7 protein-coding genes are annotated in these 13,498 nt (G+C 68.6%); 2 read left to right on the top strand and 5 right to left on the bottom strand.

Annotated features, from left to right (window positions below; all coding sequences use genetic code 11):
• Positions 1–1,448 (bottom strand): hypothetical protein (locus IT359_03875; protein MCC6928112.1); only part of this gene is annotated, 1,448 nt, incomplete at its 3' end.
• Between the two features lie 169 nt (positions 1,449–1,617).
• Positions 1,618–1,965 carry a hypothetical protein gene (locus IT359_03880; GenBank protein ID MCC6928113.1) on the bottom strand — a complete coding sequence of 116 codons (348 nt, stop codon included), beginning with the start codon at positions 1,963–1,965 and terminating at the stop codon, positions 1,618–1,620.
• Between the two features lie 222 nt (positions 1,966–2,187).
• Here IT359_03880 and IT359_03885 point away from each other — a divergent pair, with 222 nt between their 5' ends.
• The gene (locus IT359_03885) at positions 2,188–4,464 is read left to right on the top strand and encodes a carbohydrate binding family 9 domain-containing protein (protein ID MCC6928114.1); all 2,277 of its coding nucleotides are present in this window, start codon (positions 2,188–2,190) and stop codon (positions 4,462–4,464) included.
• Between the two features lie 54 nt (positions 4,465–4,518).
• On the opposite strand, the gene IT359_03890 is transcribed toward IT359_03885, so the two are convergent.
• From IT359_03890 to IT359_03900, 3 genes are read right to left on the bottom strand one after another with little or no spacing between them, the layout of a single operon-like run.
• Positions 4,519–7,704, bottom strand: coding sequence for an efflux RND transporter permease subunit (locus tag IT359_03890; protein MCC6928115.1), 3,186 nt, complete (start codon positions 7,702–7,704; stop codon positions 4,519–4,521).
• Positions 7,701–8,864: an efflux RND transporter periplasmic adaptor subunit gene (locus IT359_03895; protein ID MCC6928116.1), complete on the bottom strand. Its 1,164-nt coding sequence runs from the start codon at positions 8,862–8,864 to the stop codon at positions 7,701–7,703. The genes IT359_03890 and IT359_03895 overlap by 4 nt, the downstream gene beginning before the upstream one ends.
• Complete coding sequence (locus IT359_03900; GenBank protein ID MCC6928117.1) at positions 8,861–10,447, bottom strand: TolC family protein; 1,587 nt, start codon at positions 10,445–10,447, stop codon at positions 8,861–8,863. The genes IT359_03895 and IT359_03900 overlap by 4 nt, the downstream gene beginning before the upstream one ends.
• Positions 10,448–10,779: 332 nt before the next feature.
• On the opposite strand from IT359_03900, the gene IT359_03905 reads away from it, so the two are divergent.
• On the top strand, positions 10,780–13,434 hold the full coding sequence (locus tag IT359_03905) for an EAL domain-containing protein (GenBank protein ID MCC6928118.1): 2,655 nt from the start codon (positions 10,780–10,782) through the stop codon (positions 13,432–13,434).
• Positions 13,435–13,498: the final 64 nt, after the last annotated feature.

A 13,498-nucleotide genomic window follows, 5' to 3' on the forward strand; every position in this document is an offset into this window, starting at 1 on the left:
AGGTCGTAGTTGTCGCGCCAGAACTTCGCCGTGACGGGGTCGATCTTTCCGCTCAGGCGATCCCAGATGCGGCGGGGATATCCGTCGGGGCCCACGGGCGAGTAGACGCTCTCCCACACGTCCCACTGGTCGCCCGACCGCGCCTTGGTGCCTAACAAGTATTCGTACCGGTTCATCTCCTCGAGCGTCGCGTCCACGTGGCCCAGGTAGTTGCGGTGCCCGGGGCGCGGCGTGCGCTTCCACTGCGAACCGGCCCAGTAGGCGTTGGTGTCGCTGTAGATGTTCACCACCGTGTAGTGGCGGAAGTCGATCGGGTCTGGGCAGGCGATCCAGGCGCCGTTGTACTCGTCCGGATAGAACATCTGCACCGCCATCGACTCCCACCCACCGGTCGAGCCGCCGAAGACGAAGCGCGCCCACCCCTGCCCGAGTCCACGAAAACGCTTTTCGATCTCGGGGATGAGTTCGTACTGGATCGCGTCGCCATACGGGCCGTTGTTGGCCGAGTTGACGGCATACGAATCGTCGTAGAACGGCGTGGCGTGCTGGATCTGCACGAGCAGCACGCGCGGGAAGCCGGGGCCGGTCCACTCGGTGAAGAACCTGTACGACTCCTCCTGCTGGATCCGGTTGTAGCCGGCGAGCGCGAAGCGTTCGCTGTAGTCGGGCCTGAGGTTCGGGTCGGGCGGGGTCTCGCGCCAGTTATCGGGGACGGTGGAGAAGTGCCCGTGGTTGATGACGAGCGGGTACCGCGACTGCGGGTGCGACTCGAACCCCTCGGGGAGCGTCACGAAGGCGGCGAGGTACATGTCGCGTCCCCAGAAGCGCGACAGGCGCTCGCTGCGGATGCGCACGTGCTTGACGTACTTCGTCTCCTGGAACGCCGGGATCGCGGGGATCACCTGGTCAACCGTCAGACGCAACTCGCCGCCGCGCGCCGGGTCGACGGCGATGCTGCGCGGGACCGAGTAGAGGTTTCCGGGCTTGGCGTTCCACTTCTGCCCTTCCCCCTGGTCGGGGGGGAGCGAGACCGTGACGCCGTCGCCACGCCTGAAGGTCTCGTAGCGGTTGAGGAGCGCCTGCACGCGATACGTCCCGCGCGGCAGCGCACCTAACGAGGCGAGCGGAAAGCCGAAGGCGCTGGCATCGATGACGCGCGTGTCACCGGGCTTCCAGTCGGTGACGTCGATGGCGAAGGCCGGCTGCGTGCTGACGCCGTACCCCACCTGGAAGCGCGGCTCGGCGCTCGAGTCGGCGGAGAAGACGACGACGAGGCGCCCGTCCAGCCCGGTCGCACCGCCGGGGATCCCGCCAGGGATGGTGGCGGGAAGGGTGACGGCGATGCGAAGCCGAGTACCGGCCGATTGCGCGTGGGCCGGCGACAGCGCAGCAAGGGCGAGCGCAACGCCGACGGCGACCGTCGCGCGTCGGGAGCGGAGTGACGACATGGGAGATCCTCTGGTGGGCGGGCGGCGGCAACGTGCATCGCCCCCGACGCGCCGTCAAATCACCGTGTCGTTTTGGGGGGGTGAGTTTATGGGGCGCGCGCCGATGATCGCACAGGTGAGCGCGCCGGTGAGCGCGCCGGTGAGCGCGCCGGTGAGCGCGAAGTCCAGCTCAGCTCGCGGGCGGCACGCGCTCGGGGAACCCCTCATCGTTCCAGAACCACCGCGACCCATCGGAGGCCTCGACGCCGATGGCATCGCGCCAGGCGTCGGGGATGGGGTGCGGCATGGCGACGATCGCGTCCGGGGCGATCTCGAAGAGGACGAAATCGAGCTTCCCGCGCGCAGGCCTGCCGATCTCGACGCGTACGCGCCACCCGCCGCTCCACTCGCGATAGAAGCGGATCGACGTGTGTTGATCGGGGAGGCGGCGCTCCAGTTCGCGCTCCACCAGCTCGCGGGCGACGGGGGCGAGTTCCTGAAGATCCTTCAGTGGCAGCGGGGCGTCGGTGGCACTCATGCGAATGCGGCGTCTGTCCAGGGGCGCGTTGGGGGGCGCGGCGTCGAACGGGCCGGCCGCTGCCAAGGTAGCGCGTCCGCGCTCGGAGCGGGACGACTGCACGACAAGCGCCGCGCGGCCTCACGCCTTCCATCGGGCGGTGCGTCCGCGCACCTTCGCAGCGCCGCGCCTGCGTCCGACGTAAGGACGGGGACGCTCTCACTCCTCCCCTCGATCTTCTCGATGCACCTGCTTGCCTTCCGCCCCGGCGCGACGCTGGCCCCGCTCGCCCTGGCGTGCCTCCTGTCCCTCGCCGCCCCGCGCGTCGCTCATGCGCAGGAAATCACCCCCACGGCAGCGAATCGCCCGCTGCGCACCGCGCGTGTCGGCGCCGCGCACACCATTACCAAGGCGCCGGTGATCGACGGTCGCCTGGACGACGCCGAGTGGAAGGACGGTGAGCCGTTCCGCGGCTTCGTGCAGCGCGAGCAGAGCGAGGGGGCGCCGGCCACCGAACGCACCGAGATCCGCTTCCTGACCGATGGCGAGGCGCTGTACATCGGCGCGTGGCTGTACGATCGCGAACCGTCCGGCATCGTCCCGGGTGAGAAGGTGCGCGACGTGACGCTGACCAACAGCGACTACGTGGCCATCATGCTCGACACGTTCCACGACAAGCAGAACGGCTTCCTCTTCGCCACCACCCCCGCGGGGATCGAATACGACGGGCAGATCATTCGCGAAGGCGAAGGGGGCGGGGTGATGCAATCCGGGCAGAACCGGATGCAGGCGGGATCGATGGGAGGGTTCAACCTCAACTGGGATGGCAGCTGGCGGGTGGCGACGTCGAGCGACTCGTTGGGGTGGTACGCCGAGTTCCGCATCCCGTTCTCGACGCTGCGGTACGGGGGCGCCGCGGTGCAGACGTGGGGGCTCAACGTGGCGCGCATGATTCGCCGCAAGAACGAGGAGTCGTTCTGGTCGTTTGTCCCGCGGCAGTTCAACCTGTACCGCATGTCGCTCGCGGGGACGCTGGAAGGGCTGACGGTCCCGGTGCGCCGCGTCGCGACCGTCACGCCCTACGTGCTGGGATCGGCGACGCGCGACTTCGTCTCGCAGGTCAAGGCGAAGTACCCGGTGGAGTGGGGGGCCGACATGAAGTACGGCCTCACGCCAAGCCTCACGCTCGACCTCACGTACAACACCGACTTCGCCCAGGTGGAGGTGGACGAGCAGCGCACGAACCTTACGCGCTTCCCGCTCTTCTTCCCCGAGAAGCGTCCCTTCTTCCTCGAGAACGCCGGCGTCTTCTCCGCCGGCACGCCGCAGGCGGTCGACCTCTTCTTCAGCCGCAAGATCGGGATCGACAACGGGACGCCGGTTCCGATCATCGGCGGCGGGCGCCTGACGGGGCGCGTGGGGAGCACCACGGTTGGCGCGATGCAGATCTTCACCGACCAATCGCCCGCGGGAACGGTATCGGGGCAATCGTACACGGTGCTGCGTGCGCTGCGTGAAGTGTCGCGGCGCGGGCGCATCGGGGTGATCGGGGTGCAGCGGCAGTCGACCGACAGCTCCGGCAGCTACAATCGCACCATCGGGCTCGACGGGCGCATCGGGCTCGGCGACGCCTGGACCATCGACTGGTGGGGAGCCGGGACGCAGACGCCGGGGAAGACCGGCGACGACCTCGGCTACAGCGCGCGTGCCGCGTACACCACGCGCGACTGGAACAACAACGTCCGCTTCCTGCAGATTGGCGAGGACTTCAACCCCGAGGTCGGCTTCCTGGGGCGCACCGCGGGGTATCGCTACTACGAAGTGGGGTTGATGCGCTACGTGCGGAAGAAGGAGTGGGAGTGGTTCCGCCAGTGGAACCCGCACATCACGTATCGCGGCTACTACGGTACCGACGGCTTCTTCCAGAGTGCGCAGTACCACGTCGACTTCTCGGAGATCGAGTTCTCGAACGGCGGGCGCTTCGGCCCCGAGTTCAACGCCTATCACGAGGGGTTGCAGGAGCCGTTCGCGATTGCCGAGAACGTGATTCTGCAGCCCGGGGGCTACGACTGGTCGTCGATCGGGCTCGACTGGTCGACCGACCCCAGCTCGGCGCTCTCGATGGTGTTGCGCGGCGACTTCGGCCCGTTCTACACGGGGACGCGCAACGGCGGGACGCTCACCGTCACCGCGCGCAAGGGCGCGACGATCTCCTCGTCGCTCCTGCTCGACTACCAGGACGTGAAGCTCGACGAGGGGGCGTTCACGCGCTCGCTGATCGGGATCAAGGGGGCGTACTTCTTCACGCCGCGCATCTTCCTGCAGACGCTCACGCAGTTCAACAACCAGCAGAAGGTGTGGACGGCCAACCTGCGCTTCGGTTGGCTCAACACCGCCGGCACCGGATTGTTTGTCGTGTTCAACGACGGGGAGCTGGCGGACTCGTTCTTCAGCTGGCAGCGCCCGCGGTCACGGTCGCTGGTGATCAAGTACACGAAGCAGTTCGGGACGGGGACGTAGGGGGGACGGGAGACGGGGGACGGGAGTGCCGAACGGCGCCTGGCGGCGGGGCGCTCAGCCCTGCTGCGGCGCGATGATAGACGCGGCGGCTGGCGTGCCGGCGACTGGGCGGAGAACGGGGGGCGGTGACTGCTCCTCCACCTGTTCACTCTCCTCCGTGCGCTTGCGGCGGCGCATGCGGCCGGTGAAGTCGTCGAAGTACGTATAGATGACCGGCGTCACGTACAGCGTCACGAGTTGCGAGAAGGCGAGCCCGCCCACCACCGCGATCCCCAGCGGACGGCGTGACTCGGCGCCGGCGCCGTGACCCAATGCGATGGGGAGCGTCCCGACCAGCGCCGCCATCGTCGTCATGCTGATGGGGCGGAAGCGCACCATGCACGCCTCGAAGATCGCCTCGAAGGCGTTCTTGCCATCCTTGCGCTCCGCCTCCTGCGCGAAGTCGATCATCATGATCGCGTTCTTCTTCACCAATCCCACCAGGAGGATGACCCCCACCCAGGCGTAGACGCTCAGTTCCGTCTTCGTCAGGAGCAACGCGATGAAGGCGCCAAAGGCCGCGAACGGGATCCCCGACAGGATGGTGATGGGGTGGATGAACGACTCGTACAGGATCCCCAGCACCACGTAGATGACGAAGATCGCGACGAGAAAGAGCACGCCCAGCCCGCGCTGCGTGTCCTGGAAGGCCTGCGCGGCGCCGGCAAAGCCGGTGCTGATTCCCTCGGGAAGGATCTCGTGGGCCGCCCGCTCCACCTCGGTCACCGCCTCACCTAACGAGGCCCCCTCGCGCAGGTTGAACGACAGCGTCACCGAGGGGATCTGCCCCGTGTGGTTCACCAGTTGCGGCCCGATGCTGCGGTCGGTGCGCGTGACGGTCGAGAGCGGGACAAGGACGCCGCTCCGCGCGCGCACGTACAGCAGGTCGAGCGCGCTGAGGTCCGTTTGGTACTCGGGGAGCAGCTCGAGGATGACCCAGTACTGGTTGTTGGGCGTGTAGATGGTCGAGACCTGGCGCGAGCCGTAGGCGTTGTACAGCGCCTGCTCGATCTGCTCGGCGGTCACGCCGAGGCGCGACGCGTGGTCGCGATCGATCGAGATGGTCGCCTGCGGGTTGCGGATCTGCAGGTCGGTGGAGATGTCGGTGAGCGCGGGAAGGGTGCGCATCTTCGCCTCCATTGCCTGCGCCGCCGGATAGAGCACGTCGAGGTCCGCCCCCTGCAGCGTGTACTGGTAGAGCGCCTTGGCCGTGCGCCCGCCGAGCTGGATGATGGGGGTGTTCTGCCAGTACACCGAGATCCCCGGGATGTCGGCGGTCTCCTTGGACAGGATGCGCACCATCTCGTCGGCACTCGGTCGTTGGTCACGCGGCTTGAGGCGCACGGTGAGGCGCCCCTGGTTCGGCAGCCCCGCCGAGTTCCCCGACCCGGTCCCGATGTTCGAGAGGACGGCGTCGACGTACGGGTTCTGCCGCACGCGCTCGCCGGCGCGCTTCTGGTGCTCCACCATGTCGGCGAACGAAGTTCCCTGTGCGGCCTCGGTCGATGCACGAATGCGCCCCGTGTCCTCGCTGGGAATGAACCCCTTGGGGACGAGTCGGAAGAGCGTGATGGTGGCAATGAGCGTGGCCAGCGAGAAGGCCATCACGGTGCGGCGATGCTGCATGGCCCAGCGCAGCGTGCGTTCGTAGAAGCCGAGCACCGCCTCGTAGCCGCGCTCGAAGGCGTCGAAGAGCGGGTTGTGGATCTCCTGCTCGCTGTGGTGCCCTCCCTTGAGGAAGCGCGCGCACAGCATGGGGGTGAGCGTGAGCGAGACGAAGCCCGACACGAGGATGGCGGCGGCGATCGTGACCGCGAACTCGTGGAAGAGGCGCCCCACGATCCCGCTCATGAAGAGGAGCGGGATGAAGACGGCGGTGAGCGAGATCGTCATCGACAGGATCGTGAAGCCGATTTCCCTGGCGCCGTCGAGCGCCGCCTGCATCGGCTTCTTTCCCATCTCCATGTGCCGGACGATGTTCTCCAGCATCACGATGGCATCGTCGACCACGAAGCCCACCGCCAGCGTGAGCGCCATCAACGACAGGTTGTCGAGACTGTAGTCCAGGCTCCACATCACCGCGAACGTCCCGACGAGCGACATCGGGAGCGCGAGCGAGGGGATGACGGTTGCCGGGAGGTTGCGCAGGAAGAGGAAGATCACCATCACGACGAGCGTGAGGGTGAGAACGAGCGTGAACTTGACGTCGGCCACGGACGAGCGAATCCCCTCCGAACGATCGAAGAAGGTCTCGATCTCGACGGAGGCCGGCATCTGCGCGCGCAGCGTGGGGAGGAGGTCGTTGACCTTCTCGGCCACCGCCACGGTGTTGGTCCCGGGCTGTTTCTGCACGGCGAGCGTCACCGAGCGCGTGTCGTTGAACCAGGCGGCGACGCGGTTGTTCTGCACGTCGTCCTTCACCCGTCCCACGTCGCGCAGGCGCACCGGGTTGCCGTTGCGATAGGCAACGACGAGGTCGCCGAACTGTGCCGCGTTCTCCAACTGGCCGTCGGCTTTCACCGTGTAGGCACGGTTGGGCCCCCACAGGACGCCGGTGGGGAGGTTGACGTTGCCCTGCGAGACGGCGCTTGCCACCTCGTCGATCCCGATCCCGCGCGAGGCCAGGGCGCGCGGATCCACCTGGATGCGGGCCGCGTACTTCTGCGTCCCGTAGATGATCACCTGCGCCACGCCGCTGATGGTCGAGATGCGCTGCCCCAGGACGGTCTGCCCGTACTCGTCGAGTGCCGACAGCGGCAACGACTTTGACCGCAGGTTGAGGTACAGGAACGGCTCGTCGGCCGGGTTGGTCTTTTGCAGCGACGGCGGGACGATGCCCGGCGGGAGTTCGCGCAGCGTCTTGGAGATGGCCGCCTGCACGTCCTGCGCGGCGGCGTCGATGCTGCGGTCCAGGGTGAACTGGATGGTGATGGTCGTCCCGCCTAACGACGACGAGCTCACCATGTTGTCGATGCCGGCAATCGTCGTGAACTGCTTCTCCAGCGGCGTGGCGACGGCCGAGGCCATCGTCTCCGGGCTGGCCCCGGGAAGCGACGCGCTGACCGTGAGCGTGGGATAGTCGACGTTAGGCAGGTCGCTCACCGCCAGTTGGCGGTACGACATGGTCCCGAACGCGAGGATCGCGACCATGACCAGCGTGGTCATGACCGGACGCCGGATGAACAGCGCCGTGAAGTTCATGGCGTGCCACCTCCCTTGGCGGGAGCGGCGCCCTTCACGCCAGCCTCGGCCTTGATATCCACCTTCGACCCGGGCGCCAACTTCCCCTGCCCGTCCGTCACGATGCGTTCACCGCCGTCGAGCCCGTGCTCGATGACGGTGAAATCGCCCACCTGTCGCCCCGGGGTGACGGGCTTCATCACCGCCTTCTTCTCGTCGTCGACGATGAAGACGAAGGCCCCGTCCTGTCCCGTCTGCACCGCCTGGCTCGGGACCAGCACCGCCCCCGGCTCGGTGAACAGCTCGAGCTCGACCCGCACGAACTCGCCCGGCCACAGGCGACGGTCCTCGTTGGCGAAGCGCCCCTTCAGCGTGACGGTTCCCGTCGTGGTGTCGACTTCGTTGTCGAGGAAGCTGAGCGTTCCCGCCACCGGCGCCTCCGGCTTCGCCTCGTTTGGGGCATAACGCACGCGCACGGGGAGCGCGCGCTTGCTGGCATAGCGCTGCACCAGCGGGAATTCCCGCTCGGGGACGGAGAAGCGCACGAGGATGGGGCGAATCTGGTTGATCACCACGAGCGGCGGCGCCGCCCCCGGGCGCACCAGGTTCCCCTCGCGCACCAGGAGCGCGCCGGTCTTCCCGGCAATTGGCGCACGGATGGTCGCGTTGTCGAGGTTGAACTTCGCGTTGGACACCCCTGCCCGATCGGCCTCGACCACGGCTGCGAGCGCCGTCGCATTGGCCGCCGCCTGGTCGGCCTGTGCCCGCGTCACGTAGTCCTTCTGCACCAGCGCCGCAAAGCGCGACGAGTCGCGGCGCGCGTTCTCCGCTTGCGCCTGGTCGCGTGCCAGCACCGCCTCGGCCTGCCGCAGCGCCGCCTCGTACGGGCGCGGATCGATCGTGAAGAGGAGTTGCCCCGACTGCACTTCGTCGCCCTCGCGGAAGTGCACGCGCAGCAGGACACCGCCTACCTGCGATTGCACCGACACCGACTGCATCGGCTCGACCAGGCCGTTGGCCGTCACCAGGTACGGCGCCTCGCCACGCGCCGAGGTGGCGACCGCAACGGCAACCGGCGGTTTGGTGGGGGGCGCTGGCTTGCTGCACGCTCCCGCCAGCACCACGACGCCCGCGATGGCAACTCGCAGGAGCAACGAATCGGGACGAACTCTATGCATCATCGCGGCAATCCACCGGTGGAGTCGGACGAGAGACGGAGCGCCGTGGCGCCAGTCGGGGAGAGGGCACCAGCGTCGCGGGCCAACTGGGCCAGTGACGAAAACCACGACCAGCGAGCGGTCACCGCCTGCGCGCGCGCATCGGCCAGCGCCTGCTGGGCCGCGAGGACGTCGAGCATGCTTCCGACGCCCTCGGCATAACGTCCGCGCGCCACTTGCTCGGACTGCGTTGCGCTGGCCAGGAGTCGCGACGACGTCGCCACGCGCTGGGTGGCGGTGCGCAGCGTGTGATACGACGTGTACACCTGCGCCGCCGCCTGCACTCGCGCCTGCGCGGCGCGGGCCGCCGTGGCCGCCGCGTTCTCGCGCGCCACCACGACATCGTACTGCCGCGCCAGCCCGCTGAAGATCGGGATGGAGAAGCCAAGGGTGAGCGCATACGTCTGCCCCTCGAGCGCGGGGGCATTCGAGAGGTTGCGCCCCGCGGTGCTTCCCATCGTCAGGCTCGGCAGCGTCGCCGAGCGCGCCACGCGCACCTGCGCCTCGCCCTGGCGCGCGAGGGCGCGCGCGGCGGCCAGGTCCGGTCGCTCGCGCTCGGCGCGCGCAATGAGCGAGTCGACCGACTCGGCCACCGTGCCTAACGGGACCGGCGTGGTGTCGCTGGCAATCTCGAACGGGCGATTGGCCTCCAGCCCCATCGATGCGGCCAGCGTGGCGCGCGCTCCCTGCAGCGTCCCGTCGGCCCCCTGCGCGGCGAGTTCGGCCTGGGCCAGCGCCGTGCGCGCCTGCAGCACGTCGGCTATGGTCGCCAGCCCCACCTCATGCCGGCGATCGGCGGCGGCGAGGTTCTCGCGCGCCGTCTCCACGTTTGCCTGGGCCGCTGCCAGCCCCCCGCGCGCCGACTGGAAGGCAAAGTACGCCTGCTGCGTCGACAGGATGACCGCTTGCACCTGCGCGTTGTGCGTAAAGTCGGCGGCGAAGAGTCCTTCCCGCGCCGCCGACGCCGCACCTCCTCTCGCCCCGAAGTCGAAGAGGAGGTATTGCAGCGACACGGAGGGAGTCCACGTCGTGCGATTGGCGGGGAGTCGCGCCGGGTTGGCGGAGATTGCGCGCGCCGGCCCGCCGTTCACGTCGCCAGTGATGGTCGGGAGCCAGCGCCCCCTGGCAGAACCGTACGCCGCCGCCGCCGCGCGCGCCTGGGCCCAGCTCGTCTGCGTGACGGGCGAATTGCCGAGCGCGAGATCGACGACGTCGGTGAGACTCAACTGCTGCATCCGCGACTGCACGTCGGCCGGAATGGCTGGCGTTCGCGAGGTGGCGGCGGCGCTGACTGTATGGGTGGGGGCGGTCGCGGCCGGCGGCGGTGCCCAGCTTCGCCCGGGAGCGGCGCTCGTGCTTGGGAGCCCTCCCACCGTGCGCGGCGGCGCCGACGCACACGCCGCGGTCAGGAGCGCGCCAGCGATGCGGGCAACGGTGCGGGCAACGGTGCGGGCAACGGTGCGCACCGGTGGGCGCCAATCAGTCGCCGGCGCAATCGCTGACGATGCGCGACCGGTCGAGCGCACGGCTCGTGGGAGGAGGTGCATGAAATGGGGAGGGATCGGGAGGCTGCTCCTCCACCTAGCGCGCACGTGTCCCGGCCTGGAGGGCTCAGAGCTGGTACGCGGGCGATGAAAATAGCGTTGTCCGGCAGACGTTGAATACCGGTAGGGCGGGTGACCACGGCCGACGTGCAAAGCCGGGCGAAAGATCACACCCACTCGCCGGTGCGCAGCGCCGGGAGGCGCGACAAACCCCCGTGAGATGGGCGTGCTCCAATGACAGCGCAGTGGAGTCGGCGCTGGACGGCGCCGACAATCCTCAGCATGGGGGGTGACGCCTCCTCCCCCGTTCGCCGCGCCTCGCCAGCCCCCCGTCCATGTCGTTTGGCCCCGCCTTGTCGAGATCCGGCATTCACACGGACTCCATCTCCGCGCACGACCTGATCGCGCGCGAGGAGACCATTTTTCAGCGGGAACTGCTGAACCGCGCCACCCAGGTGCGCTTCCGGCTCGTCGTCCTCGAACTCGCGGTGGGGATCGTGGACTTCGCGTTCAACGTCCTGCCGGGGCCGTGGCAGTTCCTCGTGGTGGACTCGGTGTTGCTGCTGCTGGTCAATGAGCTGGTGCGGAGCTGGAACCGGCGCGGCGCGACGAACGAGCGGCACCTGTTGGGAATGCAGGTGCTCGACGCAATCATGTTCGGCCTCATCATCGCGTCGTTCGGTCACGAGGGACATCTGGTGATCCCCTTCCTCGTGTTGACGGTCGCCGGCTACGCGATGGGGCATCCGCGTGCGGCGCGGCGACAGCTGGTGCTGAGCTGTCTGCTGTATCCGATCGCGCACCTCATGGGCGAGCGGATGTTCTCGCCGTCGTTCTCGGTCGTCCACATCCTGCTCGAGACGTTCCTGATGGGAGCGATTTCGTGGCTCGCGATGCAGACGCCGATTCGCTACGTGTTCCGAGTACGTCGGGCGCGGCGGGCGCTGGCGGCGCTGGCAGAGGGGGATTGGTCCGTGCGTCTTCCCACGCGCGCCCTGGACGACGTCGGCTTTCTGGGTGTGAGCTTCAATGTGACGGCGGAGCAGCTCGGGGCGGCGGTCCGCGCGCTCGAGGACGAGGTCGAGGAGCGCGCCCGCGCCGAGGAGTCGATGCGCGTGGCGCGCCACGAGGCGACGCAGATGGCCGAGCGCATGTCGGCCGTGGCGCAGGCGGCGGCCGGCGTCCTGGCGACCGACTCGGCGCGTGCGCTGCGCGACGTGTTGCGACGGGCGTGTGCCGACGTGCTCCACCTTCAGCGATTCGCGATCATCCTCGTGGACAGGCGCGCGGGCACCATTCGTGTGTTAGGGGATTCGAACGGGGACGACGTGTCGCGCCCCCTTCCCACGCGTGGCGCGCTTCGCCGCGTGATCGACGAGCGGCAGTCGTGCATCTCCGACGAGCCGTTCGACGGGGCCGATGGCGGCGCCCCCACAGCGCCGGGGACGATGATGCGCACCCCCATCATTGTGGGAAACGATGTGGTGGGGGTCCTCGCCGTGAGCGGCGCCGACGCCTACGGCACGGCCGATGTGGCCGTGTTCGAGGCGCTGGCCGCACTCGCCGCCACCGCGTTGCGCAACATTCTTTTAGTCGAGGAGTTGCGATCGTCGCGGGAGGCGCTGTCGCACCAGGCGCACCACGACGGGCTCACCGGGCTGGCCAACCGCCGGCGCTTTCGCGCGCGCGTGTCGCAGTCGCTGGAGCGCGAGGGGACGCAGCGCGTCGCCCTGCTCGCGCTGGACCTCGACGGCTTCAAGGAGGTCAACGACACGCTGGGCCACGCCGCCGGCGACCGCGTGTTGCAGACCGTGTCCGATCGCCTGCTGAATGCCACGCGCGGCAGCGACCTGGTGGCGCGCCTGGGGGGCGACGAGTTCGCGGTGCTGCTCGAGCATGTCCCCGACGACGCGCAAGCCGTGGTGGTGGCCGACCGCATCCTGCGCTCGGTGTCGCAGCCCATCACGATCGGCGACCGCCTGGTGGGGATCGGGACGAGTATCGGGATCGCCTTCGGGCATACGGAAGCGCGGACGGACGAGGCGGGCGCGCTCGCCAATCCGCAGGAACGTCATCGTGACCTGGTGGACGTGCTGCTGCACGAGGCAGACGTAGCGCTCTATCGAGCGAAGACGGCGGGAAAGTCGTGCTGGGTGATCTTCGAGTCGTCGATGCACGAGGAGGAGCGGTCGCGCCGGCAGCTGGAGGGCGAGCTGCGCGAGGCGGTGGCGAGTGGCGAGTTGCAGCTCCTGTTCCAGCCCATCTGCGACATCGAGCGCGGGGCGTTGCGCGGCGTGGAGGCCACGGCACGCTGGGACCATCCTCGTCGCGGCACGGTGGCTCCCGCGGTGTGGCAACCGCTGGCCGAGGAGAGCGGGCTGGTGGTCGACATCGGCGAGTGGCTGCTGGAGCGCGCCTGCACGGCTGTGGCGCAGTGGCCCAACGTGGCGGGCGACCGGGTTGGCGAGGAGCGTCCCATTTCGCTGACGCTCAAGGTATCGATCCGACAGTTGCAATCGGCCGTCTTCGCGACGACGGTCCAGCGCATCCTGGCCACGTCGGGGCTGCCCGCGTCGTCGCTCCTTCTCGAGGTCACGGAAGAGGCACTCACCCGCGCATCGGCGGCCGCCCGCGACCAGATGCAACGGCTGCACAACATGGGGATCCGGTTCATCGTCGACGACTTCGGGATGGGGGCCTCGTCGCTGGGCTACCTGCAGGGGCTTGCGGTGGACATGCTGAAGATCGACCGCAGCTTCGTGCAGGGAGTGGCGCGCGGCGGATCGCAGACCGCACTGGCCCGCACCATTCTGGCGTTAGGCCGGGCCCTCAACCTCGCGACGATTGCCGAGGGGGTAGACACCGAGGCTCAACGAGTGGCGCTCCAGTCACTGGGCTGCGAGTTGGGGCAGGGGACGTTCTACTCGCGCCCGGTATCGGAGGAGGCGATCGTGCGGATGCTGGAGGGAGAGCGGGTGGGAACCGCGTGAAGGGAGAAGACGAGAAGACGAGAGGACGAGAAGACGAGATGAACACCCTGAACGCCAGACACTC

The sequence above is a fragment of the Gemmatimonadaceae bacterium genome, from assembly GCA_020852815.1.
In the GTDB taxonomy this organism is placed as follows: domain Bacteria; phylum Gemmatimonadota; class Gemmatimonadetes; order Gemmatimonadales; family Gemmatimonadaceae; genus SCN-70-22.

What these genes read in the sequence shown, in the direction of transcription:
- IT359_03900 (MCC6928117.1), bottom strand. Translation starts at nt 10,447, where the DNA reads ATGCACCTCCTCCCACGAGCCGTGCGCTCGACCGGTCGCGCATCGTCA.
- IT359_03905 (MCC6928118.1), top strand. Translation starts at nt 10,780, where the DNA reads ATGTCGTTTGGCCCCGCCTTGTCGAGATCCGGCATTCACACGGACTCC.
- IT359_03890 (MCC6928115.1), bottom strand. Translation starts at nt 7,704, where the DNA reads ATGAACTTCACGGCGCTGTTCATCCGGCGTCCGGTCATGACCACGCTG.
- IT359_03895 (MCC6928116.1), bottom strand. Translation starts at nt 8,864, where the DNA reads ATGATGCATAGAGTTCGTCCCGATTCGTTGCTCCTGCGAGTTGCCATC.
- IT359_03880 (MCC6928113.1), bottom strand. Translation starts at nt 1,965, where the DNA reads ATGAGTGCCACCGACGCCCCGCTGCCACTGAAGGATCTTCAGGAACTC.
- IT359_03885 (MCC6928114.1), top strand. Translation starts at nt 2,188, where the DNA reads ATGCACCTGCTTGCCTTCCGCCCCGGCGCGACGCTGGCCCCGCTCGCC.